The sequence below is a fragment of the Streptomyces sp. NPDC059874 genome, from assembly GCF_042731135.1.
Taxonomy (GTDB): Bacteria; Actinomycetota; Actinomycetes; order Streptomycetales; family Streptomycetaceae; genus Streptomyces.
In genome coordinates this window covers 74295-98068 of sequence record NZ_JBHWJY010000009.1, presented here as the reverse complement: position 1 = coordinate 98068, position 23774 = coordinate 74295, and the positions used below count along the sequence as shown (strand labels likewise).

Below are 23774 nucleotides of genomic sequence, written 5' to 3'. Positions count from 1 at the left end.
ATGTACAGGGTCGGCCCGCTGAAAGGCGTGGCATCAGGTCGCGGGCCAGACCGTCAGGTCCGCCTCCACCCAGTTGGGCATGTTCTCCATCTGGACGGTCGATTTGAGCTGGATCACGAGCAACCCGATGTCCCCCGACGGGTGTTTGATGCAGAACTCGCTGCCGGCCGCCGCCACGACCAGCGTGATGCTTCGCGTGTCGGCGTGCGTGAGGGCGTTGCGGCACGTGTCGAGGGAGCCGCTCGGTTTGCCGCGCAGCATGGTGATCACGCTTGAGTCGCTCTCCAACTCGCAGCCGGCCTTGCCACAGTTCAGGCGGATGTCCCCTGTTCGGGTCGCGCGCTGCCCGGCGGGATCCTTGATTCCGATCGAGTTGTGCTCCTCCAGGCGCACCCTGGGGTAGGGGACGGGAGCTGGCGGCTTGGAGGGCTGGGGCGTGCTCGATGCGGATGCGGAGGCTTGCGGTGTCGGGCCGCCGGCCGCCGAACCGGTCGATGCGGACACGGAGGCGGAGGCGGACACGGACGCGGACGGTGTGCGCCGTGTCGACTTGGACGCTGCCTCGTCGCGCAGGTCCGCCGCGCCCTTGGCCGCCCAGACGACGCCCGTCACGAGCAGGGCTCCGGCCGTCACCGCCGCGGCGGCGATCAGTGCGGTGCGGCGGCGCCCGCGGGGCGGGCGTGGCTGCGGTGCGGCCTCCTGCGGCGGGCGCCAGACCAGGGGGAAGGTGTTCAGCGCGGTCGGGTTGGGGACCGGGGCCGGGACCGATACCTCGGGGCCCGCGACCTCCCGCCAGACGTCCGGGCCGTCGTCCCCGTCGCCCGGCAGGTGGCGTCGGCACCAGGCCACGATCTCCGCCGGAGTGGCCCGTTCCGCGGGGTCGGCGGCCAGGCAGCGGGCGATCAGCGGGCGAAGTTGCTCCGGCAGGCGGGACAGGTCGGGCTCGGAGTGCACGATCCGGAACAGGACGCTGACCGAGGGGCCGCTTCCGTAGAGCGGCTCGCCGAGCGCCGCGTACGCCGCGGTCTGGCCCAGGGCGAAGACGTCGGTGGCGGCCGTGACCTCGCCCGCCGACGCCTGTTCGGGGGCCATGTACTGGGGTGTTCCGATGGCGCTGCCCGTTGCGGTGCCCACGGTGGTGTCGGAGGCCAGCGAGATGCCGAAGTCGATGACCCGGGGTCCGTCGGAGGCCAGGAGTACGTTCGAGGGCTTGAGGTCCCGGTGGACGATCCCCGCCTCGTGGATGACCTGCAGGGCCTCGGCCACTCCCGCGACCAGCCACAGCACCGCGGGCACCGGGAGCGGTCCGCGCCGGGAGACGGCCTCGGACAGCGAGGGACCGGGCACGTAGAGGGTGGCCAGCCAGGGCGGCGTTCCGTCGGCCTCGGCGTCGATCAACTCGGCGGTGTACGCGCCCCGGACCCGCCTGGCCGCCTCCACCTCGCGGCGGAACCGCCGCCGGAACTCGGGGTCCTCGGCCAGTTCGGGCCGTACCACCTTGATGGCGACCGGGCGACCGCCCTGGGTGTGCGACAGGTAGACCCGACCCATGCCGCCCGCGCCGAGCCGGGCCGCGAGGCGGTAGCCGGCCACGGCGGGCGGATCGTCCGCCTGCAGCGGCTGGAACACCTCGGTCGCGCTGTTCATCGGTCTCCCCCCGATCCCCTGACCAGCCGTTCGGCCGATCAGGGGTCACCTTAAGCGGCGGGCGGAAGGAAGGAATCAGCAGGCGGCTACCAGCCCTGCCATGCCGGGGCGGGGTACCGGGGTGTCCGCCGCTTGCGGGCCTCGAGCCCGAGGAACGCGGCTCCCGAGGCGAGGGTCGCGCTGAAGGACAGCCCCATGACGATCACCATCAGGACGTTGGCGGCTTCCCCCACGCTCAGCCACACCGCCGCCGTAGCCATCGCCAGGACCACCAGCAGCGGAACCCTCGCGGCGAGCGACAGCTTGCGGCTCAACGCGACGGTGGCGTATCCGACGACCGCGCCCGGCGTGACGGCCGCCACCAGGCCCAGGAACATGAAGACGAGCAGGGCGATAACCATGTCGTACCTACCTCCGGATCTCATGGCCAACTCGTGCCAAAGGCAGACGAATCCACGTCCCCCGGTCCGGCAGGCCCTTCCGGACGCCATGTTGTCAGATTTTCTGAACACGTTCAACGTGCTCCATCTCGTGGACCGTGTCCACGAAGGCGCGGATCCGGGCGGTCTCGCCGGCCCTCGGCCAGAGGAACCCGTACTCGACGGGAGGGGCGTCGCTGAAGGGGACCCAGGCTATGTCGGGGCGGCTGTAGTAGCGCTCCGCGTCCTCGCACGCCGGCGAGACGCCCTGGCCGACACCGACCAGGTTCAGCAGCTCCGTCCAGTACGAACTGGCCTGGCCGTGTGGGATGGACCTGCCCCGGGGGGTCTGCCGGGGATAGTGGTGGTCCAGCCAATGCCGCGGCACGGCCCCGGCGACGGGCAGGAGCGTCGACTCCGCGAGGTCCTCCAGCGACACGGCGGCGCGCCGGGCGAGGGGGTGCCCGGCGGGAACCATCAGCACGCGACGCTGGGAGAGCACGTGGGGGCCGAGCACCAGATCCGGCTCGTTCACCGGGTGCTCGCTGACCTGGAGATGGACCTGACCGGTCCGGATCGGCCCGAACGGATCGGAGAGCTGCACCTCCTGGATCTCGACCTCGCAGTCCGGATAGCGGGTACGGAAGGTCCCGGCGGCCTTCAGCAGGATCTCCGCGACCATGGGGCTCGAATACCCGACGCGGAGCACACCCGTGATGCCCCGTCCCATGGCCACCGCACGGTCGACCGCGCGCTGCAACTGGCGGCGGACGGGGATCAGGTCCTCGCGCAACTGCCGCCCCGCCGGGGTCAGCGCGACGTGCCGGCTGGTGCGCTCGAAGAGCGGCACACCGAGGCGGTGCTCCAGCTTCTTGATGGTCTGGCTCACTCGCCCCTGGGCCAGCCCGAGCCGCTCCGAGGTGCGCCTGAAGTGCAGTTCCTCGGCCAGCGTCAGGAACGCCTCGATCTCGTGCCGCTCCACCTTCGCCCCCCATCGGTGAGTTTGGAGCACCGATGGTAGATAACTTCGATCTTGTTCGGTCCGCCCGGGCGTACGAGAGTGGATCCGGCCCCACGGGCCCTCACACTCACTTCTCGCGACGCTCGCGCCATCCCGGCGGGGCGTCCCTTCGTGATGGGGCGATCACCATGACCACCGTTTTCGAACCCGCCCGACTGGGCCCGCTGCGCCTGCCCAACCGCTTGGTGATGGCGCCGATGACCCGCAACCGTGCCACCGCCGACGGCGTCCCGACGCCCCTCATGGCCACCTACTACGCGCAGCGGGCCTCGGCGGGGCTGATCATCGCCGAGGCGTCGACGCCGAACGCGGTCGGACAGACGTATCCGAACATCACCGCGATCCACAACGACGCGCACGTGGCGGGCTGGCGGAACGTCACCGGGGCGGTGAGCGCCGCGGGTGGCCGGATGTTCCTCCAGCTCCAGCACGGCGGCCGGATCGGGCACCCCGACAACACCGGCGGGCTGTGGCCCGTCGCGCCGTCGGCGGTCGCGCTTCCGGACACGATCTTCACGCCCGGCGGACACCAGCCGGCCGTCGTACCGCGGGAGATGACCCTCGGTGAGATCGAGTCCACCGTGGCCGACTTCGCCGCCGCCGCCCGCAGGGCGATCGACGCCGGCTTCGCGGGGGTGGAGGTGCACGGCGGCAACGGCTACCTCCTCCACCAGTTCCTGGCCTCGGATACCAACCGCCGCAGCGACGGGTACGGCGGCTCGGTGGCCGGCCGCATCCGGTTCGTACGGGAGGTGGTCGGCGCCGTCGCCGACGCGATCGGCCCGGACCGGGTGGGCCTGCGCATCGCCCCCGGCGTCACGGCCAACGCCATGCGGGAGGACGACGTCGACGCCGTCTACCCGGCGCTCGTCGACGCGCTGTCCGACAGTGGCCTCGCCTACCTGCACGTGGTCTTCGCCCAGCCGGACCAGCCTCTCTTCCAGCACGTCCGCAAGCACTGGGCGGGCTCGCTGATCGCCAACCCGATGCTCCCGTGGCCCGGACCGCTGCCCGCCGACGGCGGCAGGCTTGAAGCCGAGCGGCTGCTGGCCGCGGGGGCCGACCTGGTCTCCCTGGGCCGCGCGTTCCTCGCCAACCCCGACCTGGTGGATCGGCTGCGCCTGGGCGCTCCGCTCAACCCCCTTCAGGACAAGGGCCTGATGTACGTGGGTGGGGAGGCCGGGTACACCGACTACCCCGTGCTGGCCGACACCGACCGGCACGCCGGATCACCGGCGGCGGCAGCTCGCTGACCGCCCCTCCCCGGACGGACGGGGCCGACCCGGTTCGCGTCGGGCCCCGTCCGTCCGGGTGCGCGGGGCGGTCAGGAGGCGGCCCGGGCCGGGTACGGAAGGCCGTCCAGGCCTGCCGATTCCCGGGCCAGGCCGGTGGGGGTCAGCCAGTCGAAGGCCCGGTAGACCGCCGGTCCCAGGCCCATGCCCTCGGCGACCTGTTCGCGCAGCCGGTTGGTGGCGAACGCGCCGATGACGTTCATCTGGGCGTCCCGGTAGTGGCGTTCCACTTCGTGGCCCTGGGTCACGCCGGCCGCTCCGTGGATCTGTACGGCGCGCGCGGTGACCTCGACGGCCATCTCGGTGGCGTAGATCTTGAGCATGCCGATGAGGTCCTTCGCCGACCGGCCCGCGGCGCGCTCGCCCGCCGCCCGGCGGGCCAGCAGGCGGGCCGCGTCGATCTGGGCGCGGGAGTCGGCGAGCTGGGCCTGTACGCCTTCCATGTGCGCGAGGGGCCGGCCGAACGAGACCCGCTCCCGGGCGTGCTTCACCGAGGCGACCAGCGCGGACTCGGCGGTGGCGACGGCCGCGATCGAGACCAGGAGCCACCCCCACGTCATGCCCTCGGCGAGCTCCGTGAAGGGCACGGGCACCACGTCGTCCTCGGAGACGTGGACGTCGGTGAAGACGATGCCGCCCCAGGGCATGCCCCGCAGCCCCATGTGCGGGATCTCGTACCGGCGTACGCCCGGCCGGTGCAGGTCGACGAACGCCAGGCACCAGTCGGGGCCGTCGTCCCCGGCGGGCTTCTCCCGCCGGGCGAGGGTCACGGCCAGGTCGGCGTTGGGGGCGTTGGTGATACGCGCCTTCTCGCCGCTGATGACGAAGCCGCCGCCGGGTCCGCCGGCGGGGCGGACCGTGGTGCGGTAGGTGCTCGCGTCGCTGCCCGCGGCCGGTTCGACGATGGCGAAGGCCGCCAGTTGTTCCCCGGAGAGCAGGGGGTCGAGCAGCCGCCGGTGCTTGTCGGGGTCGCCGTAGGTGGAGATCAGCTTGCCGCACAGCAGCGCGGACACGGTCGCCGACCAGTAGGTGCCCGAACAGGCCCGGGCCAGGGCCTCCATGGCCTCGGCCTGGGCGGCGCCGTCGGCGCCGGTGCCGCCGACCTCCGGCGGGTGGAACAGCCGCAGGTAGCCGCTGTCGACGAGGTCCTTCCAGTTCTGCGGCGGTATGTCGCCCGTCGCGTCGGTCTCGGTGGCCCGGGCGGCGATGCCCGGGAAGCTCGGCGCGGTGTCGGTGCCGCGTTGGTCGCCGTTCATGTCAGTGTGCAGTCCTCACGGTCAGCCGAGCCCTAGCAGGGACGCCGCGATCACCGGCCGCAGCACCTCGGTGCCGCCGCCGGTCCCGGCGAAGAACAGTGCGTCGCGGTGCGCCCGTTCGATCAGGTGGTCGCCGGCCGGGGCGAGCGGCCCGGACAGGCTCGCCGCCCCCTCGGTCACCGCTCGCGCGGCCTGCGCCACGAAGAGCCGGGCGGCGGCCGCGTCCTGGTGCGAGGGCCGGCCTCCGGCGTCGAACTGCCCGGCCGCGCGGTACAGCAGCCCGGAGGCCAGTTCGTAGCGGGCGCCCAGGTCCGCGAGCGTGAACCGGGCGGACTGGCCGTGGGCCAGGGGCCGGCCGAAGAGGCGGCGCTCGCGGGCGTCCTCGACGGCGTCCCGGGTCAGCGCGCGGATGACGCCGAGCCAGGCCGCGCTGGAGAACACCCAGTCGAGGGCCGCCAGCAGCGGTTCCACCTCGGTGGCGGCGCCGCCGACGGTGCCCAGTACGGCGTCGTCCGGGACCGGGCAGCCGTCCAGGACGAGTCGGCCCCACGGGCAGGTCCGCATCGCCGCGGGGCCGGCGTCGCCGATCAGCAGCCCGGGCGTGTACCGGTCCACGACGAACGCGGTGCGGCCGCCGTCGTCGTGCGCGGCGATGACCAGGAAGTGGTGGGCCACGGGGCCGCAGGCGACCAGGTCCAGTTCGCCGCTGAGCTCCCAGCCGCCCGCGGCGGCGGGCCGAGCGGTGACGGTGGGGGCCAGGGCGGCGCCCTGCGTCTGGCGCAGCGACAGGGCGCCGATCCATTCGCCCGAGGCCATGCGGGGCAGGTAGCGCTCCCGCTGCCGGGTGCTGCCGAACGCCCGCAGGGGCACGGTGGCGAGAACCGCGTGCACGCCGACGGCGAGCGCGAGGCCCGGGTCGCGGGCGCCCTCGCCCAGCCCTTCCAGCAGGGCGCAGGTCTGGGTGGCGGACAGGCCGCCGCCGCCCAGGGCGCCCGGCACCAGCGGCCCGGCGAGGCCGAACTCGGTCCGGTCGTCGGCCAGCTCGGCGAACAGCGCGGGGTCCCACCGGCCGTCGCGGTCGCGATCGGCGGCGGTGGGCCGCGCCAGTCGGTCGGCAAGCCTTCTGGCCCGCTCGGCCAGTAATGGCTCGGCACCGCCGGCGCCTGCGCCGACGGGGGAATGCGGAAACGCCATCGAATTCCCTTTCGCTGACATCGGAGCACTCGAAGAGCTTTCGAAACTTCGAAGCAATTACTCCACCCCTTCTGTCGAAATGGGCTCGAACAAAGTAACCAGCGATCCGCCGCACCTCACGTTCCGGACCGAATATTTGGCCTCCGACCTGCGGAGAATTCGCATACCTCACCGGCGGCGACGTTCCATCACAGTCCTTGACAAAGCTCTGACATGTGAGCCGTTGTGCCCGCCGTGCCGGGTCGACCAACATATTCATCGGCGCGCTCCACATCGCCCTGCCATTCACTGCGGAGCCGGGCCGCAAAACGAAGTCCGGTTCTGAAAAAGGAGGGGAAACGCAATGGCAACAGCAGAGCACGAGGTGGGTCTTCCGAAGGGACTGCCCCGCCTGTCCGACGCGACCCTGCGGGACTCCGCGCACATGGCGGGCGTCGAGTTCGGCCCCAAGGACGCCGCGGTCATCGCGGACCTGCTGGTGAAGACCGGCATCGACCTGGTCGAGGTGGGCATGATCTCCGGCCCGGACTCGAAGGACGCCGACCTCGTCCTCGCCGCCCACGAGGCCATCGGGCCCGAGCGCAGCATGACGCTCGTCGTGGTGCAGGACCGCAAGCAGGTCACGAAGGCCCTCGACGAGGCCGAGCGGCTGGGCGTGCGCCACATCATGTACTCGATACCCACCTCCGAGCAGCACGCGAAGCTGAAGCTCGGCTCGCCCAGCCCCAAGTTCCTTCACGTGCTGGCCCGTTCGGCGATCTCGCAGGCCAAGGAGCGCGGCTTCCACGTCACCTTCAGCGGTGAGGACGGCGCCCGTACCCCCAAGGGCCGGCTCGTCCCCTACGTCACGGCGGGCTTCGAGGCCGGGGCCGACCGGTTCCGTCTCGCGGAGACCGTCGCGTACCTGTCGCCGTGGCAGATGGAGGAGGTCATCGGGGACCTCACCGCGATCGACGGTTCCGAGATCGAGATCCACTCGCACAACATGCTGGGCATGGCCGTCGCCAACTCCCTCGCCGCGATCCGCGCCGGCGCGCAGTGGATCTCGGCGACCGTCGGCGGCATCGGCGAGCGCGGGGGCAACGCCCCGCTGGCAGAGCTGCTCACCTCCCTGCGCGTCATCCACGGTGACACCCGCTTCGACCTGTCCCACCTCACGGAGCTGTCCCGGGTCGCCCTCAAGGGCGCGGGCCTGGGCCACGCCTTCCAGTCGGGGCCGACCACGCCGCACGCCTTCGCGTACGAGCTGCCGGGTCAGCTGAACAACCCGGAGGCGTACGAGACGCTGCCCGCCGAGCTGGTCGGCAACACCCGTGAACTGTGTGTCCGTACGCGCCTCACCCCCGCCCTCGTCACCTGGGCGCTCGCCGACTCGGGCGTCTTCGTCGACGTCGACGCCTTCACCCCGTGGCTCGTCGAGCGTCAGGAGCGCGGCGGCCGGCCGCTGCTCGACCGCGACGCGATCCGCAAGGCCGCCGTCGATTTCCAGGCCGCCTGAGCCTCCCGCCGGCCGGCCCCCGCCCCTCGTTCACACCCATTCCGCAGAGACAAACGGAGTTTCCCCATGTCCACAGCCACCCTCACCGGCGTCTGCCCCGAGTGCGAAACCGACCTGACCGTGCCGCCGGTCGTCCAGGGTGAGACCCTCGCCTGCCCCGAGTGCATGCTCACGCTCCGCGTCGAGGACGTCCAGGACGGCTCGCTGAGCCTGCAGATGGTCGAAGTACAGCTCCGCGACTGGGGCCAGTGAGATGGGCAACCGCGTTGCCATAGTCGCCGACCGGGTCGGCTGGGAGGAACGCCGGCTCATCGAGGCGGCACCGGAATTCGGCCTGCACATCGACTGGATCAACGACGAGTCGCTGTGCCTCGGGGATCCCAGGGCCCGCTCGATCGAGGGGTACGACGCCCTGCTCGTGCGCAGCCGCAGCTACACCCGCGGCGGTCTGCTCGCCACGCTGGCCGAGTCGACGGGCGTGACCGCCCTCAACTCCGCCGCGGCCATCAACGCCTGTGAGAACAAGCTGGTGCTGCGCGCCGTGCTGTCGGCCGCCGGCGTGCCGGTGCCGGACTACCGGCTCGTCCTCTCGCGCAAGGACTTCGAGAAGGCGCTCGACGAGCTGGGCCTGCCCGTGGTGCTCAAGCCGGTGTACGGCGGCATGGGCAAGCGCGTCACCCTGATCCGGGACTCCGATCTGGCGCAGTCCGTCTACGACTACGTCGAGGACCTCGGCCACGCCTTCGAGCAGGCCTGCCTCGTGGAGCCGTACCTCGGCGGCGGCTCGATCCGCTGCCTGGTCGTGGGCCGGGAGATCGTCGCCGCCGCCGAGTTCGAGAGCGCGGGGGCCGACTGGCGCAGCAATGCCGCGCTCGGCAACCAGAGCCGGGCCCTGGCCCACGACCCGGACGTGCAGAAGATCGTGGACGCCGTCGTGGACCGGCTGGGCGCCGGCATCTACGGGGTCGACCTCTTCAAGACGCCTTCGGGCTACCTCGTCAACGAGGTCAACCACGCCCCCGCCTGGCGGGGAGTGGCCTCGACCACGGGAGTGGACATCCCGTCGGCCGTCGCCCGACACGTGCAGGAGGTACTCGCGTGATCCGGGTGGGAATCGTCGGCGCCTCCGGCTTCACCGGCGGTGAACTGATCAGGCTGGTCAACCAGCACCCCGAACTCGAACTGACCTTCCTGGGCGGCAACTCCAGCGCCGGCAAGCGCCCGGCCCAGCTGCACCCCGGGCTCCGTCTCGACCTGGGCCTGAGCATCGAGCCCGTCGACGCCGATGTCGTCGCCGAGCGGTGCGACGTGGTGTTCCTCGCCACGCCCGCCCCGGTCTCGGCCGAGCTGGCCGCCCTGCTGGCCGACCGCGTCGCGTGCGTGATCGACCTGAGCGGCGCCTTCCGCATCCGCACTCCCGAGCTGCACGAGCGCTGGTACCCCAAGGCGGAGCGGACCACCGAGCTGGCGGACCGGTTCGTCTACGGGGTGCCGGAGCTGGTCGGGGACCAGCTGGTCGGCGCACCGCTGATCTCGGTCCCCGGCTGCTACGCCACCGCGATCACGCTGGGGCTCGCCCCGCTGACGCTGGGCCTCGGCCTGGACCTGAAGACCGTGGTCATCGACGGCAAGAGCGGCTCCAGCGGCGGCGGCGTGCAGCTGCGCGTCCCGGACCTGCACCCGCTGCGCAACGGCGCCATCGCGCCCTACGCCCCCACCGGGCACCGGCACGCCGCCGAGGTCGGGGACTTCCTGGAGCGCAGCAAGCCCGGCAGCGTCGGCTCGCTGACCATGTCGGCGTACGGGGTGTCGCACGTGCGCGGGCTGCTCGCCAGCGCCTACGTGTTCACCGACGACGAGGTGGACGGGCGCGAGCTCCAGCGGGCGTACCTGCGCTTCTACAAGGAGCACCGGTTCGTGCGGGTGCGGCGCAACACCGAGACGCTGATCCCGGTGCCCGACCCGCAGGCCGTCCTGGGCTCCAACTACTGCGACGTGACCGTCCTGCACGACGAGGAGGGCGGCCGCATCGTCGTCCTCGCCGCCCTCGACAACCTCGTCAAGGGAGCTGCGGGCCAGGCCGTGCAGGCCGCGAACAAGCGGTTCGAACTGCCCGAGGAGACGGGCCTGACGATGCAGCCGGTGATGCCCGCATGAGCGACACGAGCGCGACCCCGAACACGGAGCAGGAGCGGAGTCTTCCGACGCCGACCGTGGTGAAGCTCGGCGGCAGCTGCCTCGACGACCTCGACGGCGCCTGGTGGGACGACCTCGCCGAACACGGCAAGGACCACCCGCTGATCCTGGTGCACGGCTGGTCGAAGCCGCTGAAGCGGCTCAGCGCACGCTACAGCGAGCCGTCGGCGATCCTGCGCGACCGGTACGGCAACCAGAGCCGCTGGACCACGCCGGAGGTCATCGAGGACATCAAGACCGTCAGCGCCGAGATGAGCGAGCAGGTCTTCGCGCGGCTCGAACCGCGCGGCATCACCGCGGAGCGGCTGCTCGGCAGTGACGGCCTGGTCAGCGCGGGCGAGGCGGAGCGCTGGTGGTGGCAGGGCAAGCAGCTGGTCGAGCTGGAGAACCTGGTCGGACCGATCACCGGTGTGGACCCGGCACCGCTGAAGAACCTTAGGGCGGGCCACGCCTACCTGGTCACTCCGCTGGCTCGGAACGCGGCGGGCCGGGAGGTGAACACCGACGCGGACCGGGCGGCCGCCGCCGTCGCCGGCGCCACCGGCGCCACCGATCTGGTGCTCGTCACCGACGTCGCCCACCTGTTGATCGACGGTGAGCCGGTGCGCCGCATCACCGGGGAGGCCGCGGCCAGGTTCCGCGACAAGGGCGCCACCGGCGGCATGCGCAAGAAGCTGCGGGCCGCGGGCGAAGCCCTGGAGGCGGGCACGGAGCGGGTCGTGATCGGCAGCGCGCCCGTCACGGATCTGCTCGCGGCCCGCACCGGCACCGTCATCACGCGAACGTGAGGAGCAAGAACGTGGCGCAATCCCGTGTACTCGTCGTCAACAACGGAACGCTGTCCCTGGGGCAGCTCCGCAAGAGCTTCGAGGAGTTGGGCTCGCAGACCGAGGCGGTCGACGCGGCGTCCGTGCCCGCCCGGCTCGACGGCCGCTACCAGGCGATCGTCCTGAGCGGCACGAAGGTGCGGGCGTACGACCGCGACTACTACAAGCCGCTGATCGACCTCGTCATGGGCGCCGACGTCCCGGTCTTCGGGATCTGCGGCGGCATGCAGATCCTCGCGGTCGCGGCCGGCGGGCGGCTCGCCGAGGGGCCGCAGCGGGTCGGCGGCTACGAGGTGCAGGTCGACAAGGAGGAGCCGCTCTTCACCTACGTGAAGCCGACGGTGACGGTCTTCCACCGCCACACCCTCTACCTCCAGGAGGCCCCGGAGGGTTTCCGCTCGATCGGCCGCTCCGAGCACGCGCCCGTGGAGTTCCTGCGCTCCGACGACGGCCGGATCTTCGGCTCCCAGGCGCACCTCGAATTCCGCAGCGACGGCCTGGAGATCCTGCGCGGCTTCGCAGACCTCTACCGGTGACCTTCGCCGCGCGCGAAGCAGGCGCACCCGGTCGCCCGAACTCACCCATCAATTCAAGGACTTGGCAATGAGTGATCTGGAAATCCCACAGGACCCGGCGTTCACGGTCCACCTGAACGGCAGCGGTGGCGCACTCAAGGGCTGGGTCGTCGTCGACTCCCTGTACGACGGACTGGCCATGGGCGGCACCCGGATGACCACCGGGGTCACCGAGGCGGAGGTGGCCGGCCTCGCCCGCGACATGACGCACAAGTTCACGCTCGCCCGCCTGCCCATCGGCGGCGCCAAGGCCGGCATCGTCTCCGACGGCGGCAACCGCGAGGAGACCTTCCGTACCTTCGGCCGGACGGTCAAGCCGCTGCTGCACGGCGGCATCCACCTCGGCATCGACATGGGCGTCACGCCCGCCGACCGGGCCACCTTCTTCGCCGAGGCCGGCTACGACCCGCGCTACCGGCTGGGCGCGCCCGACATGCCCATCGACTGGCGCACGTACTACGAGCCGCTCATCGACTGCACCGGCCACGGCGTCGGGGTGGCGGCGGTCACCGCCCTGGAGGCGAGCGGCCGCACCGAGCCGGCCCGGGTCGTCGTGCAGGGCTTCGGCGCGGTGGGCCGGGCGGTCGCCCGGTTCCTGGAGGACCGCGGGCACGTGATCGTGGGCATCGCCGACATCGAGGGCACGATCAGCGCGGACCGGCTGCCCGTGGCCGACCTGGTCGCCGTCACCGACGAGTTCGGGCGGATCGACCGCTCGCGGTTGCCGCAGCACGTCACCGTCTCCGGCGAGTCGGACGCATGGCTCGACGTGGACGCCGACCTGCTGATCCTCGCGGCGCAGAAGTACGCCCTGAACGCCGAGAACGCGCACCGGCTGCGCGCCGGGCTGGTCGTCGAGGGCGGCAACCTCAGCTCCAGCGCCGAGGCGAAGGACAAGGCGCGCGCCTCGGGCGCCGTCCTGGTCCCGGGCGTGATCGCCAACATCGGCGGGGCCGCCTCGGCCGCCCTGGCCGTCACCCGCGTCGTCCCGTTCGGCCTGGAGGCCGAGGCCCGCAAGGCCTGGGTGTTCGACTGGGTCGGCGACCGCGTGCGCGAGAACACCCGCGACCTCCTGGAGATCGCGGCGGCCGACGCGGGCGACCCGCTGCCGCAGCTGCTCGCGGCGCGCCGCAAGGAACGCCGATGACCACGACGACCTCCGCCATCCTGGCCACGGCGTCGGCCGCGGACCGCATGGCCGAGTACCGGCGGCGCGGCTGGTGGCGGGACGAGACCTTCCTCGACGACCTGCGCCACCAGGCCCGCGTGCAGCCCCGCAAGCTGGCCATCGCCGGGCGCCGGCTCGACGAGGCCCGCACCGACACCCTCGACTACGCCGAGCTGGCCCGGCTGACCGACCGGTTCGCCGGGGCCCTGCTGGAACTGGACGTGGAACGCGGGGACGTCGTCGCCGTGCAGCTCCCCAACCGGTGGGAGATGGTGCCGCTGATGTTCGCCTGCATGGCCGTCGGCGCGATCATCTGCCCGATCGCCCCGGTCTGCCAGGAGGACGAGCTGCGCCACCGCCTCGCGCTCACCGAGGCCAAGGTCTGCATCACCGTGCCGGAGTGGGAGGGCTACCCGCTCGCCGACACCGTCTGCGCGCTGCGCTCCGAGCTGCCCCTGGAGCACGTGGTGGTGGTCGACGGGCACGCTCCCGAGGGCGCGGTCGACTTCCACGACCACTTCGTCTCCGAGCACTGGGAGAAGCGGCGTTCGAGCGATCTGGAGGGCCGCCAACTCAGGCCCGACGAGCCGTTCGTGGTGCTGTTCACCTCGGGCACCACGGGCTTCTCCAAGGGCGTGGTGCACAGTCAGAACACCGTGCACTCGGGCGTACGCGGCTACGTGGACACCTTCCTGCTCCGCGACGACCTGGTGGTCGCGGTCACCACCCCGCTGGTGCACTACTCCGGCTTCGGCCAGGGAGTCCTCGCCGGGGTCATGCTCGGCGGGACCATCGCCTTCCAGGACGGCCAGGACCACGCCGGCCTGCTGGACCTGGTCGAGCGGTACCGCGCCACCCTGCTGTACGGGCCTCCGCCGACGCTGTCCGGCGTCGCCAGGGCCCAGCAGGTCGATCCGCACGACGTCTCCAGCCTGCGCCACACGGTCACCGGCGCGGCTCCGGTGCTCCAGCAGCTGGTGGACGAGCTGCGCACGACCTTCGGCGCGCGCACGTACTCGGTGTGGGGCATGTCCGAGTTCGGCCCGGTCACCATCAGCCGGCTGGACTACAACCAGGACTGGGCGGCGCACAGCCACGGGCGGCCGATCGACTCCATGGAGATCCGCATCGACCTGTGCCACGACCCCTCCAAGCGGGCCCCGGTGGGCCGGCTGCGGGCGCGCGGCGCCTCGCAGGCCCTCGGCTACTACAAGCAGCAGGACGCCTTCGACTCCGAGCTCACCGTCGACGGCTGGTTCGACACCGGCGACGTGGCGCGCGAGGACGGCCGCGGCGGCATCCGCATCCTGGGCCGCTCCCGGGACACCATCCTGCGCGACGGGATCGTGGTCCCGATGGCGGAGCTGGAGGCGATCATCTCCCGGCACCCCAAGGTGCTCGAGGCGACCCTGGTCGGTCCCAACGGCACGGTCGACGACCCGATCCTGGCCGTCGCCGTCCCCCGCGGCGCGAAGCACCCCACGCTGGCCGAGATCCGCGAGCACCTGCGCGAAGCCGGCCAGGACCCGCGGTTCTTCCCCGAGCGCCTGGAAGTCGTCGACGCCCTGCCGAAGACGCTCACCGGGAAGGTCCGCAAGGTCGAGCTCAGGGAGCTGTACGCCGGGGGCTGACCCGCCCTCGGGCCCCGATGCCCCCGGGGGGTGCTTCCCCCGTCACCCTCCGGTGCCCCTTTCGGGGGGTGACCCTCCCCCGCGTCACCCCCCGAATCCCCACCCCCAACCCCCAACCCCCCACTCGTCCCCACGGCTGCGCCACGAAGTCCGATCAGTTGGAGGAACCCATGCCCGCACCCGCGCCGGTGACCATGTCGGCGACGCTCGCGGCCGATGAGGAGCTGGACCGCCGGCGCCACGCCGGGGAGCGAATCCTCTCGCTGGCGAGCGGCGAGATCGGCCTCCCGGTGCTGCCGGCGCTGCGGGAGCGGCTCGCCGGGGCGACGGACCGCAACGCCTACGGGCCCGTCGCCGGGAACCCGGCCCTGCGCGCCGCCGCCGCCGGGTACTGGGGCCGGCGGGGCCTTCCCACCGACCCCGCCCTGGTCGTGTGCGGCCCGGGGAGCAAGCCGCTGCTCTTCGCCCTGATGCTGGCCATCGGCGGGGACGTGGTGGTGCCGGTGCCGAGCTGGGTCAGCTACACCGCGCAGGCCGAGCTGGCCGGGGCGCGGCCGATCCCCGTGCGCACCCTGCCGGGCGAGGGCGGGGTGCCGGATCCGGCGGCGCTCCGCGAGGCGGTCGCCCTCGCCCGCTCCGCCGGGCGCGACCCGCGGTGCGTGGTGGTGACCCTGCCGGACAACCCGACCGGCACCATCGCCCGGCCGGAGACCGTCCGGCGCCTGGCGCGGGCCGCGCGGGAGTTGGACCTGGTCATCGTCTCCGACGAGATCTACTGCGACCTGGTCTTCGACCCGGCCCACCGGGCGGTCTCCCCGGCCGCTTTCGCACCCGAGCGGACGGTGGTGACCACCGGACTGACCAAGAACCTGGCGCTCGGCGGCTGGCGGATGGGGGTCGCCCGGCTCCCCGACGGCCCGCTGGGGCACGAGGTGCACGCCCGGCTGGTCGGTGTGGCCAGCCAGGTCTGGTCGAGCACCGCCGCCCCGGTGCAGGCCGCCGCGGCGTACGCCTTCGAGGAGCCGCCGGAGGTGGTCGCGCACGTCGCGGCCAGCCTGCGGTTGCACGAGGTGGTGGTCCGCGCGGTGGCCGAGCGGTTCGCGGCGGTCGGCGCCGTACTGACGCCCGTGCGGGCGACCTCGTACCTGTACCCCGACTTCGAGCCGCTCCGGGACGGTCTCGCCCGCGCCCACGGGGTGCACGGCGGCGGGGAACTCGCCGCGCTGTTCGCGGAGCGCTACGGGGTGGGGCTGCTGCCGGGCGCGGCCTTCGGCGAACCGGAGCACTCGCTGCGGATCCGGGCCGCCACCAGCCGGCTCTACGGCGAGACCGAGGCCGAGCGCACCGCCGCCCTGACCGCCGCGGACCCGCTCCGACTCCCCTGGATCAGCGCGTCCTTGGACCGCGTCGCCGAGGTCCTGACCGACCTCACCACATCGTTCGCCGTCCGGCCCGCGCGGGCCGGACGGCCGTGACCACTCATCAGCACCGACTCAGGAGGGCCCTGACCACCATGTCCATCATCTTCGAATGCGAGTACCGGGGTCACCGGTACGCGGGTCTCGGCAAGGCGACCGCCGGCGAGACGCAGACCCTGTACCGGGTGACCGACGGGCAGCTCCGGGCCGCCTTCCTCGCGGGCGGCGGTCCGGAGTCGGTGATCGCCTCCGTCACCGAGGGGGCCGAGACGGTCACGGTGACCGCCGGTGACCCGGAGGTCCGCCTCCTGCCGCCGCTGCTGCCCACGGCCTCGGGTGACGCCCTGCTGACCGGGTTCATGGGGACGCACCGGTCGAAGTACGCCGACGAACCGGACCCGGACAAGGAGTTCACGCCGCCGAACTGGCTGATCAAGGGCTTCGGTTCCTGGGTGCGGATGCCGGACGAGCCGCTGGCCGCCGCCGCGTCGACGGTCGCGCTGCTGGAGGAGCCGGAGGTCGCCCTGGTCTACGTCAACGACGAGGACGGCACCCCGCGCTACGCCGGCTACACCTTCGCCAACGACCTGAACGACATCGGCTACCACCTGAAGAACCCGTGGGGCTGGACCCCGTACTCCAAGCTCTGCGAGACGTCGATGACGCCGTGGCTGTTCCTCGGCGAGCCGCCCCGTACGGTCACCGGCGAGATCACCATCGAGCGCGACGGGGCGGCCGCCTGGAAGGGCGACTTCTCCTGCGGCGCGGACGCGCTGTACCACCGGGTGGAGGACATGGTGGACCACCTGTTCTCGTATCCGGTGATGCGCCGGCCGGGACTGGTGAGCTACGTGCTGCTCGGGGCGGACAAGGCCAGCTGGCACGACGGGTTCCGGATCGCGGACGGCGACCGGGTGACCATCGACGTGGCCAGCCACGGCGTCGTGCTGTCCAACGTCATCGAGTACGCCGGCCGGGCGGCCTAGGCCGCTTCCACGGGAGCCGTCCCCGCGGAGCCGCGCCGCACCGCGGCGACGTAGTCGGAGATGGCGTCCCTGTTGCGTTCCAGGCACCGGATGCGCTCGGTCATGCGGTCGCGTTCGAGTTCGAGCGCGGCGATCGTCTCCGGCGTGGCGCCGGAGACGTGGATGGCCCGGGGCGTGTCGATGCACGGGAGGACCTGCTTGATGATCCGGGTCGGCAGTCCGGCGTCGAGCAGTCCCCGGATCTGCAGGACCCGGTCCACGCAGTCCTCCTCGTACTCCCGGTACCCGTTCAGGGAGCGGCCGGAGCGGATCAGCCCCTGCTCCTCGTAGTAGCGCAGCAGTCGGCGGGAGGTGCCGGTGCGCTCTGACAGTTGCCCGATGAGCATGTGACCCACCTCACATCAGGTCGTCTTGACCTTCACATCTATGTAAGGGTTTGAGCATACAAGCCATGACAACTTCCCACACTGAGTCACCCACCCTCGCCCCTCCCACAACTGACAACCGGAAACTTCCCATGTCGCCGCTGCTGGCGCTGGGCACGGCCGCGTTCATGGGAATCCTCACCGAGGCGCTGCCCGCGGGCGTGCTGCCCGAGATGGCCCGCGACCTCTCGGTCAGCGAGTCCGCGGCGGGACAGTCACTGACGATCTACGCACTCGCCACGGGCCTGTCGGCGATCCCCGTGTCCGTGGCCACGGCGGGGTGGCGGCGCAAGAAGCTGCTCCTGCTCGCCGTGGTGGTCTTCGCCGTCGCCAACCTGGTCACGGCCGTTTCCCCCAACTACGCCCTGACCATGGCGTTCCGCCTGGTGGCCGGCGTCGCGGCGGCCGTGGTGTGGGCCGAGCTGGTCGGGTACGCCCGCCGCCTGGCGCCCCCTCACCTGCAGGGCCGGGCCATTGCGATCACGATGGCGGGCATCCCGCTCGCCCTTTCCCTGGGCATCCCCGTGGGCACGTTCCTCGGCGGGATGTTCGGCTGGCGGATGACCTTCGGCCTCGTCAGCCTGGTCTCCGTCCTCCTGGTGGTGTGGATCCTCGCGTCGGTGCCGGACGCGCCGGGGCAGCGGCCGGAGAACCGGGAGCCGATCCTGAAGGCGCTGCGCCTTCCCGGCGTGGTGGCGGTGCTGTTCGTGGTCGCGGCCTACGTGCTGGCCCACAACATCCTCTACACGTACATCGCCACGTTCCTCGACGAGTACGACATGGGCGGCTCCCGCGACATCGTGCTGCTCGTCTTCGGCATCGCCTCCATGGTGAGCATCTTCATCACCGGCGCCCTGGTCGACCGCCGGCTGCGCGCCCTGACGATCGGCAGCACGGCCCTGTTCATCGTGGCGGCCGTCCTGCTGGGGCTGCTGGCCTCCAGCCCCGCGGTGGTCTACGCGGCCATGGTGCTGTGGGGGCTCGGCTGGGGTGGTGTCGCCACCCTCCTGCAGACCGCGGTCACCGATGCGGGAGGCGACCGGGGGCAGGCCCTGCTGGTCACCACGTGGAACTCCTTCATGGCCGGTGGCGGTGCCGTCGGCGGCATCCTGCTCTCCGCGCTCAGCCCCACGTCCTTCCCGTGGAGCGTCCTGCTGCTCCTGGTGCCGGTCCTGCTCGTCGTGGTCGGTGCCCGCGCGCACGGTTTCCCCGCCAAGCGGCCGAACTCGGGCTGACGCACCGCCGGAACGGGCCGCGGCCCCTGCGTGATCAAGGCGTTCGACGCCGTTGGTCGCACAGGGGCCGCGTTCGTTCGCGGGCTTCCGGGGAGGTCAACCCCGACCCATCCGGTAGCCGACACCGCGTACCGTGATGATCCATCTGCTGGCGCCGAGCTTCGCGCGCAGGCTGCTCACGTGGGTGTCGATGGTGCGGCTGGAATCGGCCCAATCGGTGTCCCAGACCCGGGACATCAGTTCCTTGCGGGAGATGACGCTCTCGGGGTTCGCGGCGAGGATGTGCAACAGCTCGAACTCCTTTCCGGTGAGGTTCACCGGCTCGCCGTGCAGGCGGGCCTCACGGGTTCCGACGTCGATGTGGAGCGGATCGAGGGAGATGGTCCGGGCCGGGTCCGACTGCGGATGGGACCGGCGCAGTACGGCCTCGATGCGCGCCGTCATCTCGCGCAGGCCGCACGAGGTGACGACGCAGTCGTCCGCTCCGGCCTGCAGGGCGAGGACCCGGTCCAGTTCGGTGTCGCGGGCGGTGACGGAGATGATGGGCTTGTCCCCGGCCGCCCTGATCATCCGGCAGACTTCCAGGCCGTCGATGTCGGGCAGGTCGAGGTCGAGCAGGACCAGGTCGGAGTGCTGATGCGCCCTCAGCGCTTCCGCCCCGGTGTCGACGCTGCTCGCGGAGTACCCCTGCCGGCGCAGGTCGCGGACCCTCGTCTCGGCTTCGTCCGCGTCGTCCTCGACCACAAGCACTCGGGCCATGGGTGGCTTGATGACCTTCCTGAGCTGTAGGCGTGAGGTCAGCGGTGTTCCTGTCCGCCATCCGGCAGGCACGGCCTGCGTTCGGCCGACCTCCTCGATGCGCAAGGTGCCCCCCTGAGCCATTGCTCCCCTCTCCCTGACATAGTCGCTCCCAATATCATAACGAACGTTCTCTTTTTTTCGACGGCCGATATCGTCGACTTGGTCACGCGGGGCAGCGCATCGGGCACGGTGATCGGGAACTCGCCAGATTCCGGTTCAAAAGCAGCAATCCGGGAAGGTCGCGGGCCCCTCGCCAGTTCAGGTTGTGCCGGAACGACCGGCACCACTGAGCGAGCGGAGCCGAACGTGTCGGCACCGGAGGTGATACGTGACCGCGCCCAAGCGTCCGACCCGGGGCACGCCCCCCACCCCGGCGAACCCCGGGCGGGTGGAATCCGGAGACGGCCCGTGGTGAGGCAGGAGAGGGCCGCCCGAACCCGGGAGGCCCTGCTGCGGGCCGCCGCCACCGCGTTCGACCACGCGGGATACGAGGCCACGACGCTGGCCCGGGTCAGCAAGGCGGCCGGCATCTCCATCGGGGCCCTGACCTTCCACTTCCCCTCGAAGGACGCACTGGCGGACGCCGTTCAGGAGCGCGGCGGGTCCGCCGTGCGCGCCGCGGCGGACCGGGCCGGCGCGTGCCTGGAGCGGCCGCTGCGGGCCGCGATCGCACTGACCGTCGAGATCGCGGGGATGCTGGAGGGGGACGCCACCGTCCGCGCGGCCGCGCGGCTCGCGCGCGAGCGCGTGGACACCACGGCCGGCTGGTCCTCCCTCTGGCTGCCGACCGTCGACCGGTTGCTCGCCCGCGCGGCGGACGAACTGCGCCCGGGCGCGGACCGCAAGACGGTGCTCGCACTGGTGACCTACCTCGTCACCGGCGCCGAGGCGTACGCGCGCGGACGCGCCGAATCCCCCGGGGATCAGGGGGACAGCGCCGAGCGGCAGCTCGCCGGGATCTGGGAAGTGGTGCTGCCCGGGTTCGCGGGCGGGGGCCGAGCCGCGCCCTGACGCGGCTCGGCCGGGGCCGGCGGGCGGGCGGAGGTCGCTACTCCCCCGGTTCGGCCCCGGCGCCCGCGCGGGCCCGGTACCCCAGGTGCCCGTCGAGGAGGGTCCGCAGCCGCCTGCGACCGCGGTGCAGCCGGGAGTTGACGGTGCCGCTCGGGATGCCGACGAGGGCGGCGATCTCCTCGTACGGCAGGCCCTCGACGTCCGCGAGGTAGACGACGGTCCGGAAGTCGCCCGGTATCGCCCGCAGCGCCTCACTGACCACCGGGTCGGGGATCCGGTCCATGACCTGGGACTCCGCCGACGGCAGCCCCGCGGACGTGTGGGAGGCGGCGCTGGCGAGCTGCCAGTCCTCGATGTCCGAGGTGGGCGCGAAGCGCGGCTCCACCTGCTGTTTGCGGTAGTCCGTGAGGAAGGCGTTGGTGAGGATCCGGAACAGCCAGGCCCGCAGGTTCGTGCCGGGGCGGAACTGGTGGAAGCTGCGGTACGCCCTGGCGTACGTCTCCTGGACCAGGTCCTCCGCGTCCGCGGAGTTGCGGGTCAGCCGCACGGCATGGGCGTAGAGCAGCGTCCGGTAGCCGACGGCATCCCGCTCGAAGCGGGTCGAGCACTGTTCGTCCGTCCGCACGGTCGGATCGGGGTTCGTCACAGCGGCAACAATACATATCGAGCGTTCGTTTTTCTTCGTCGCGTGACAAAACGCAGGACAGCCGGGCGCCGCCCTGGGGGCACCCGGCTGTCCTGGGGGTTCGCAACTGCTCCGACTGCTGCGGCTACTTCGCGGTCCACCCGCCGTCCACGGGCATGGCGGCGCCCGTGACGAAGGAGGCCCGGCCGCTGAGCAGCCATGCCGCGGCCTGGGCGATCTCCGTGGGATCGGCCATCCGCTTCTGCGCGGACCGGCCGACGAACGGCTCGTGCAACGCGGGGATCTCGTCGAGCACTTGCTGCATGAGTTCGGTGAGGGTGCTCCCGACCACCAGCGAGTTGACCCGGATCCCCTTCTCCCCGTACTCGTCGGCGGCGGCCTTCGTCAGTCCGATCACCGCGTGCTTGGCCGCGATGTAGGGGGCGGTGGCCCCCGTGGACAGCACTCCGGCCACGCTGGCCGTGTTCACTATGGAGCCGCCCGAGCCGCTGTCGAGCATGGCGCCTATCTGGTGCTTCAGGCAGTTCCACACCCCGCGCACGTTCACGTCGACCACGCGGTCGAACACCTCGTCGTCGGTCTCGTGCAGCGGCGTACCCGCCGTTCCCCAGCCCGCGTTGTTGAACGCCCCGTCGAGGCGTCCGTACGCCGCCACGGTCGCGGACACCACGCGCTCGACGTCCCCGGGGACGGTGACGTCGCCGGCCACCGCGAGCGCCCGTCCGCCCGCCTCGGCGATCTCCTTCGCCAGTGCGGTCAGCTGTTCTTCCCTGCGCGCCATCAGGACGACGTCCGCGCCCTCTTCGGCGAACAGTCGCGCCGCGGCGGCGCCGATGCCGCTCGACGCGCCGGTGATCATGACGGCCTTGCCCTGGAGTAACCCTTCGTATCGCATGGCTGTCATTCAACCCCGGCCGATCTCGCCCAACACGGTGATCCTCCTCACGGCCTGACGGGCCCTCGGAACTCGGCCGCATGCCTCTGCGCCCACTGTCCGAACGCGCGCGGCGGGCGCGAGGTCAGCCTCTCCACGTCGTGGGTGACCTCCAGCTTGGCGCCGGCCGCCTGGCGGGCCGCGCTCTCGGCCAGTGCCCGCACGATCGGCTCGGGGTGGCGCCTGCTCCATCCCTCACGGGCCTCGTCGAGGGTGAGCTCCACGAACCGCAGGGGTCGCCCCAGCACCGACGCCAGTTGCTCGGTCTGCTCCCGCGCGGAGACCGCCTCGGGTCCGGTCAGGGCGTAGGCCCGCCCGTGGTGACCGGGAGCGGCCAGGACCGTCGCCGCCGCCGCGGCTATGTCCAGCGGATCGACACAGGCGTTGCGCGACGATCCGTACGGCGCCCGCACCACCCCGTCGCGCAGGATGCCGGGGGCCCAGCCGAGCGCGTTGGACATGAACGAGCGCGGCCGCAGCAGGGTCCAGTCCATGCCCGCGGAGCGCACCAGCTCCTCGCACTCCCGCTGGCGCCGTGTCATCCCGTCCGTGGCCAGCGGGTCGGTGACGGCTAAAGCGGACAGCTTGACCACGTGGCGCACGCCGGCGGTGCGCGCCGCCGCGAGGAGGTTCTCGTCGTGGGACAGGCGCATCGGATCGCTCGTGATGACGAAGAGGGCGTCCGCTCCCGCGCACGCCCGGACCAGCCCGGGGCGGTCGTCGTTGTCGACGCCCACGATCCGCCCCGGCAGTCCCGCCCGGGCCGCCCGGTCGGGATCCCTCGTCAACGCGGAGACCTCGTGGTCGGCGGCCAGCAGGCGAACCGTCCGGCTTCCGACGGGGCCGGTCGCACCGGCCACGACGATGCGTCTCGGGCCCTGGGGGGCCGTCATCGTCACGTCTCGCTCTTCGCGCGCCGCGGGTCGAGGTCGATGGTGGACACGACGGCGTCGGGAGCCAGGCCCGGGAGCAGCAGCCGCCACATCCTGACCACGCGATCGGTGAGGTCCGCGCGCCCGCTCAGCAGCTGCGAGTGCAGCTGCGTGCCGGTACAGGTCCCGACGATGAATTCGGCCACCTCGGAGGGGACGATCCCGTCCCGGAGCTCGCCGGCGGCCGCCGCCTCCTCCAGGCAGGCCTGCAGGATCTTCTCCCAGTCGCGGAACGAGGTCGCGTCCCGTACCCCGAACGCCCCTTGCTCCACGGCCAGTTGGACACCGGCGCGCAGCAGCAGGTCGGTCTGGAGGCGCCAGGACCACACCAGGGTGATGTCGACCAGTCGCTGGAGGCCCGCCGATTCCAGGTACGGCATGACCGTGTCGGGCTGCGCGTTCATGACGGCGCGGGCCAGCGCTTCCTTGTCGGGGAAGTGGAAGTAGACGGCTCCGAGCGTCACTCCGGCCCGCTGCGCCACGGCCCGCATGGCGGTGCCCCGGTACCCGTGCTCCTCCAGCAATTCCGCCGCCGCGCGGAGGATCTGCTCCCGCGTTCTGACCGAGCGTTCCTGCTTCGGCTCCTGCATCGCGCCTCAACTTCCTCGACAAACAAAAAGAACACACGTTATGTTACGACCCTCGGTCCCCCCACCGCCAGC

The 23774-nt window shown here is 72.0% G+C and carries 24 protein-coding genes; 13 read left to right on the top strand and 11 right to left on the bottom strand.

What is annotated here, in order from left to right; all coding sequences use genetic code 11:
* Nucleotides 1-33: 33 nt before the first annotated feature.
* The 3 genes from ACFV9H_RS07980 to ACFV9H_RS07970 form a co-directional block, all read right to left on the bottom strand.
* Nucleotides 34-1647, bottom strand: a complete 1614-nt coding sequence (locus ACFV9H_RS07980; RefSeq protein WP_385394863.1) for a serine/threonine-protein kinase — start codon at nucleotides 1645-1647, stop codon at nucleotides 34-36.
* Between the two features lie 86 nt (nucleotides 1648-1733).
* Nucleotides 1734-2048: a hypothetical protein gene (locus ACFV9H_RS07975; protein ID WP_385394861.1), complete on the bottom strand. Its 315-nt coding sequence runs from the start codon at nucleotides 2046-2048 to the stop codon at nucleotides 1734-1736.
* 94 nt (nucleotides 2049-2142) lie between these two features.
* Nucleotides 2143-3048, bottom strand: a complete 906-nt coding sequence (locus ACFV9H_RS07970) for a LysR family transcriptional regulator (protein WP_385394859.1) — start codon at nucleotides 3046-3048, stop codon at nucleotides 2143-2145.
* A 167-nt stretch (nucleotides 3049-3215) separates the two neighbouring features.
* Between ACFV9H_RS07970 and ACFV9H_RS07965 the strand changes: the two genes are divergently transcribed.
* Nucleotides 3216-4340, top strand: coding sequence for an alkene reductase (locus tag ACFV9H_RS07965; protein WP_385394856.1), 1125 nt, complete (start codon nucleotides 3216-3218; stop codon nucleotides 4338-4340).
* A 71-nt stretch (nucleotides 4341-4411) separates the two neighbouring features.
* Here the strand turns inward: ACFV9H_RS07965 and ACFV9H_RS07960 are convergent, their stop codons facing one another.
* Nucleotides 4412-5635 carry an acyl-CoA dehydrogenase family protein gene (locus ACFV9H_RS07960; protein ID WP_385394854.1) on the bottom strand — a complete coding sequence of 408 codons (1224 nt, stop codon included), beginning with the start codon at nucleotides 5633-5635 and terminating at the stop codon, nucleotides 4412-4414.
* A gap of 21 nt (nucleotides 5636-5656) precedes the next feature.
* Complete coding sequence (locus tag ACFV9H_RS07955; protein WP_385394852.1) at nucleotides 5657-6829, bottom strand: acyl-CoA dehydrogenase family protein; 1173 nt, start codon at nucleotides 6827-6829, stop codon at nucleotides 5657-5659.
* Nucleotides 6830-7172: 343 nt separating this feature from the next.
* Between ACFV9H_RS07955 and ACFV9H_RS07950 the strand changes: the two genes are divergently transcribed.
* From ACFV9H_RS07950 to ACFV9H_RS07905, 10 genes are all read left to right on the top strand, one after another.
* Complete coding sequence (locus ACFV9H_RS07950; protein ID WP_385394849.1) at nucleotides 7173-8327, top strand: isopropylmalate synthase; 1155 nt, start codon at nucleotides 7173-7175, stop codon at nucleotides 8325-8327.
* Nucleotides 8328-8393: 66 nt separating this feature from the next.
* The gene (locus tag ACFV9H_RS07945; RefSeq protein WP_385394846.1) at nucleotides 8394-8579 is read left to right on the top strand and encodes a lysine biosynthesis protein LysW; all 186 of its coding nucleotides are present in this window, start codon (nucleotides 8394-8396) and stop codon (nucleotides 8577-8579) included.
* A gap of 1 nt (nucleotide 8580) precedes the next feature.
* Nucleotides 8581-9429 carry a RimK family alpha-L-glutamate ligase gene (locus ACFV9H_RS07940; RefSeq protein ID WP_385394844.1) on the top strand — a complete coding sequence of 283 codons (849 nt, stop codon included), beginning with the start codon at nucleotides 8581-8583 and terminating at the stop codon, nucleotides 9427-9429.
* The gene (argC, locus tag ACFV9H_RS07935; protein ID WP_385394841.1) at nucleotides 9426-10484 is read left to right on the top strand and encodes an N-acetyl-gamma-glutamyl-phosphate reductase; all 1059 of its coding nucleotides are present in this window, start codon (nucleotides 9426-9428) and stop codon (nucleotides 10482-10484) included. Before ACFV9H_RS07940 ends, argC begins: the two co-directional genes overlap by 4 nt.
* Nucleotides 10481-11311 carry an acetylglutamate kinase gene (locus tag ACFV9H_RS07930; RefSeq protein ID WP_385394838.1) on the top strand — a complete coding sequence of 277 codons (831 nt, stop codon included), beginning with the start codon at nucleotides 10481-10483 and terminating at the stop codon, nucleotides 11309-11311. Before argC ends, ACFV9H_RS07930 begins: the two co-directional genes overlap by 4 nt.
* A gap of 11 nt (nucleotides 11312-11322) precedes the next feature.
* Nucleotides 11323-11886, top strand: coding sequence for a type 1 glutamine amidotransferase (locus tag ACFV9H_RS07925; protein ID WP_385394835.1), 564 nt, complete (start codon nucleotides 11323-11325; stop codon nucleotides 11884-11886).
* Nucleotides 11887-11953: 67 nt separating this feature from the next.
* Nucleotides 11954-13072, top strand: a complete 1119-nt coding sequence (locus tag ACFV9H_RS07920) for a Glu/Leu/Phe/Val dehydrogenase dimerization domain-containing protein (RefSeq protein ID WP_385394832.1) — start codon at nucleotides 11954-11956, stop codon at nucleotides 13070-13072.
* Nucleotides 13069-14724: an AMP-binding protein gene (locus tag ACFV9H_RS07915; RefSeq protein ID WP_385394828.1), complete on the top strand. Its 1656-nt coding sequence runs from the start codon at nucleotides 13069-13071 to the stop codon at nucleotides 14722-14724. The genes ACFV9H_RS07920 and ACFV9H_RS07915 overlap by 4 nt, the downstream gene beginning before the upstream one ends.
* A 170-nt stretch (nucleotides 14725-14894) precedes the next feature.
* Nucleotides 14895-16199 (top strand): pyridoxal phosphate-dependent aminotransferase, encoded by a 1305-nt coding sequence (locus ACFV9H_RS07910; RefSeq protein ID WP_385394826.1) that lies wholly within the window; start codon nucleotides 14895-14897, stop codon nucleotides 16197-16199.
* 38 nt (nucleotides 16200-16237) lie between these two features.
* Nucleotides 16238-17128, top strand: a complete 891-nt coding sequence (locus ACFV9H_RS07905; protein WP_385394823.1) for a fumarylacetoacetate (FAA) hydrolase — start codon at nucleotides 16238-16240, stop codon at nucleotides 17126-17128.
* On the opposite strand, the gene ACFV9H_RS07900 is transcribed toward ACFV9H_RS07905, so the two are convergent.
* On the bottom strand, nucleotides 17125-17514 hold the full coding sequence (locus ACFV9H_RS07900) for a MerR family transcriptional regulator (RefSeq protein WP_385394820.1): 390 nt from the start codon (nucleotides 17512-17514) through the stop codon (nucleotides 17125-17127). The genes ACFV9H_RS07905 and ACFV9H_RS07900 overlap by 4 nt on opposite strands.
* A gap of 131 nt (nucleotides 17515-17645) precedes the next feature.
* Between ACFV9H_RS07900 and ACFV9H_RS07895 the strand changes: the two genes are divergently transcribed.
* Nucleotides 17646-18788 carry an MFS transporter gene (locus ACFV9H_RS07895; protein ID WP_385394817.1) on the top strand — a complete coding sequence of 381 codons (1143 nt, stop codon included), beginning with the start codon at nucleotides 17646-17648 and terminating at the stop codon, nucleotides 18786-18788.
* A 96-nt stretch (nucleotides 18789-18884) separates the two neighbouring features.
* Here the strand turns inward: ACFV9H_RS07895 and ACFV9H_RS07890 are convergent, their stop codons facing one another.
* Nucleotides 18885-19547: a response regulator transcription factor gene (locus tag ACFV9H_RS07890; RefSeq protein WP_385394813.1), complete on the bottom strand. Its 663-nt coding sequence runs from the start codon at nucleotides 19545-19547 to the stop codon at nucleotides 18885-18887.
* A gap of 450 nt (nucleotides 19548-19997) precedes the next feature.
* Between ACFV9H_RS07890 and ACFV9H_RS07885 the strand changes: the two genes are divergently transcribed.
* A complete protein-coding gene (locus tag ACFV9H_RS07885; RefSeq protein ID WP_385394810.1) occupies nucleotides 19998-20600 on the top strand; it encodes a TetR family transcriptional regulator in 603 nt (200 codons plus the stop codon).
* Nucleotides 20601-20637: 37 nt separating this feature from the next.
* Here ACFV9H_RS07885 and ACFV9H_RS07880 read toward each other — a convergent pair whose 3' ends face one another.
* The 4 genes from ACFV9H_RS07880 to ACFV9H_RS07865 all read right to left on the bottom strand — a co-directional run bounded on the left by ACFV9H_RS07880 (nucleotide 20638) and on the right by ACFV9H_RS07865 (nucleotide 23702).
* The gene (locus ACFV9H_RS07880; RefSeq protein ID WP_385394807.1) at nucleotides 20638-21246 is read right to left on the bottom strand and encodes a sigma-70 family RNA polymerase sigma factor; all 609 of its coding nucleotides are present in this window, start codon (nucleotides 21244-21246) and stop codon (nucleotides 20638-20640) included.
* A 124-nt stretch (nucleotides 21247-21370) separates the two neighbouring features.
* On the bottom strand, nucleotides 21371-22141 hold the full coding sequence (locus ACFV9H_RS07875) for an SDR family NAD(P)-dependent oxidoreductase (RefSeq protein WP_385394804.1): 771 nt from the start codon (nucleotides 22139-22141) through the stop codon (nucleotides 21371-21373).
* Nucleotides 22142-22188: 47 nt separating this feature from the next.
* Complete coding sequence (locus ACFV9H_RS07870; protein WP_385394950.1) at nucleotides 22189-23073, bottom strand: NAD(P)H-binding protein; 885 nt, start codon at nucleotides 23071-23073, stop codon at nucleotides 22189-22191.
* A gap of 2 nt (nucleotides 23074-23075) precedes the next feature.
* On the bottom strand, nucleotides 23076-23702 hold the full coding sequence (locus tag ACFV9H_RS07865) for a ScbR family autoregulator-binding transcription factor (protein ID WP_385394801.1): 627 nt from the start codon (nucleotides 23700-23702) through the stop codon (nucleotides 23076-23078).
* Between the last annotated feature and the right edge of the window lie 72 nt (nucleotides 23703-23774).

Excerpts from the sequence above, each read along its gene's own strand:
- ACFV9H_RS07895 (WP_385394817.1), top strand. The coding sequence starts at position 17,646 with ATGTCGCCGCTGCTGGCGCTGGGCACGGCCGCGTTCATGGGAATCCTC.
- ACFV9H_RS07865 (WP_385394801.1), bottom strand. The coding sequence starts at position 23,702 with ATGCAGGAGCCGAAGCAGGAACGCTCGGTCAGAACGCGGGAGCAGATC.
- ACFV9H_RS07915 (WP_385394828.1), top strand. The coding sequence starts at position 13,069 with ATGACCACGACGACCTCCGCCATCCTGGCCACGGCGTCGGCCGCGGAC.
- ACFV9H_RS07920 (WP_385394832.1), top strand. The coding sequence starts at position 11,954 with ATGAGTGATCTGGAAATCCCACAGGACCCGGCGTTCACGGTCCACCTG.
- ACFV9H_RS07950 (WP_385394849.1), top strand. The coding sequence starts at position 7,173 with ATGGCAACAGCAGAGCACGAGGTGGGTCTTCCGAAGGGACTGCCCCGC.
- ACFV9H_RS07965 (WP_385394856.1), top strand. The coding sequence starts at position 3,216 with ATGACCACCGTTTTCGAACCCGCCCGACTGGGCCCGCTGCGCCTGCCC.
- ACFV9H_RS07870 (WP_385394950.1), bottom strand. The coding sequence starts at position 23,073 with ATGACGGCCCCCCAGGGCCCGAGACGCATCGTCGTGGCCGGTGCGACC.
- ACFV9H_RS07940 (WP_385394844.1), top strand. The coding sequence starts at position 8,581 with ATGGGCAACCGCGTTGCCATAGTCGCCGACCGGGTCGGCTGGGAGGAA.
- ACFV9H_RS07945 (WP_385394846.1), top strand. The coding sequence starts at position 8,394 with ATGTCCACAGCCACCCTCACCGGCGTCTGCCCCGAGTGCGAAACCGAC.
- ACFV9H_RS07980 (WP_385394863.1), bottom strand. The coding sequence starts at position 1,647 with ATGAACAGCGCGACCGAGGTGTTCCAGCCGCTGCAGGCGGACGATCCG.
- ACFV9H_RS07930 (WP_385394838.1), top strand. The coding sequence starts at position 10,481 with ATGAGCGACACGAGCGCGACCCCGAACACGGAGCAGGAGCGGAGTCTT.
- ACFV9H_RS07875 (WP_385394804.1), bottom strand. The coding sequence starts at position 22,141 with ATGCGATACGAAGGGTTACTCCAGGGCAAGGCCGTCATGATCACCGGC.
- ACFV9H_RS07955 (WP_385394852.1), bottom strand. The coding sequence starts at position 6,829 with ATGGCGTTTCCGCATTCCCCCGTCGGCGCAGGCGCCGGCGGTGCCGAG.
- ACFV9H_RS07905 (WP_385394823.1), top strand. The coding sequence starts at position 16,238 with ATGTCCATCATCTTCGAATGCGAGTACCGGGGTCACCGGTACGCGGGT.
- ACFV9H_RS07960 (WP_385394854.1), bottom strand. The coding sequence starts at position 5,635 with ATGAACGGCGACCAACGCGGCACCGACACCGCGCCGAGCTTCCCGGGC.
- ACFV9H_RS07910 (WP_385394826.1), top strand. The coding sequence starts at position 14,895 with ATGCCCGCACCCGCGCCGGTGACCATGTCGGCGACGCTCGCGGCCGAT.
- ACFV9H_RS07975 (WP_385394861.1), bottom strand. The coding sequence starts at position 2,048 with ATGGTTATCGCCCTGCTCGTCTTCATGTTCCTGGGCCTGGTGGCGGCC.
- ACFV9H_RS07900 (WP_385394820.1), bottom strand. The coding sequence starts at position 17,514 with ATGCTCATCGGGCAACTGTCAGAGCGCACCGGCACCTCCCGCCGACTG.
- ACFV9H_RS07890 (WP_385394813.1), bottom strand. The coding sequence starts at position 19,547 with ATGGCCCGAGTGCTTGTGGTCGAGGACGACGCGGACGAAGCCGAGACG.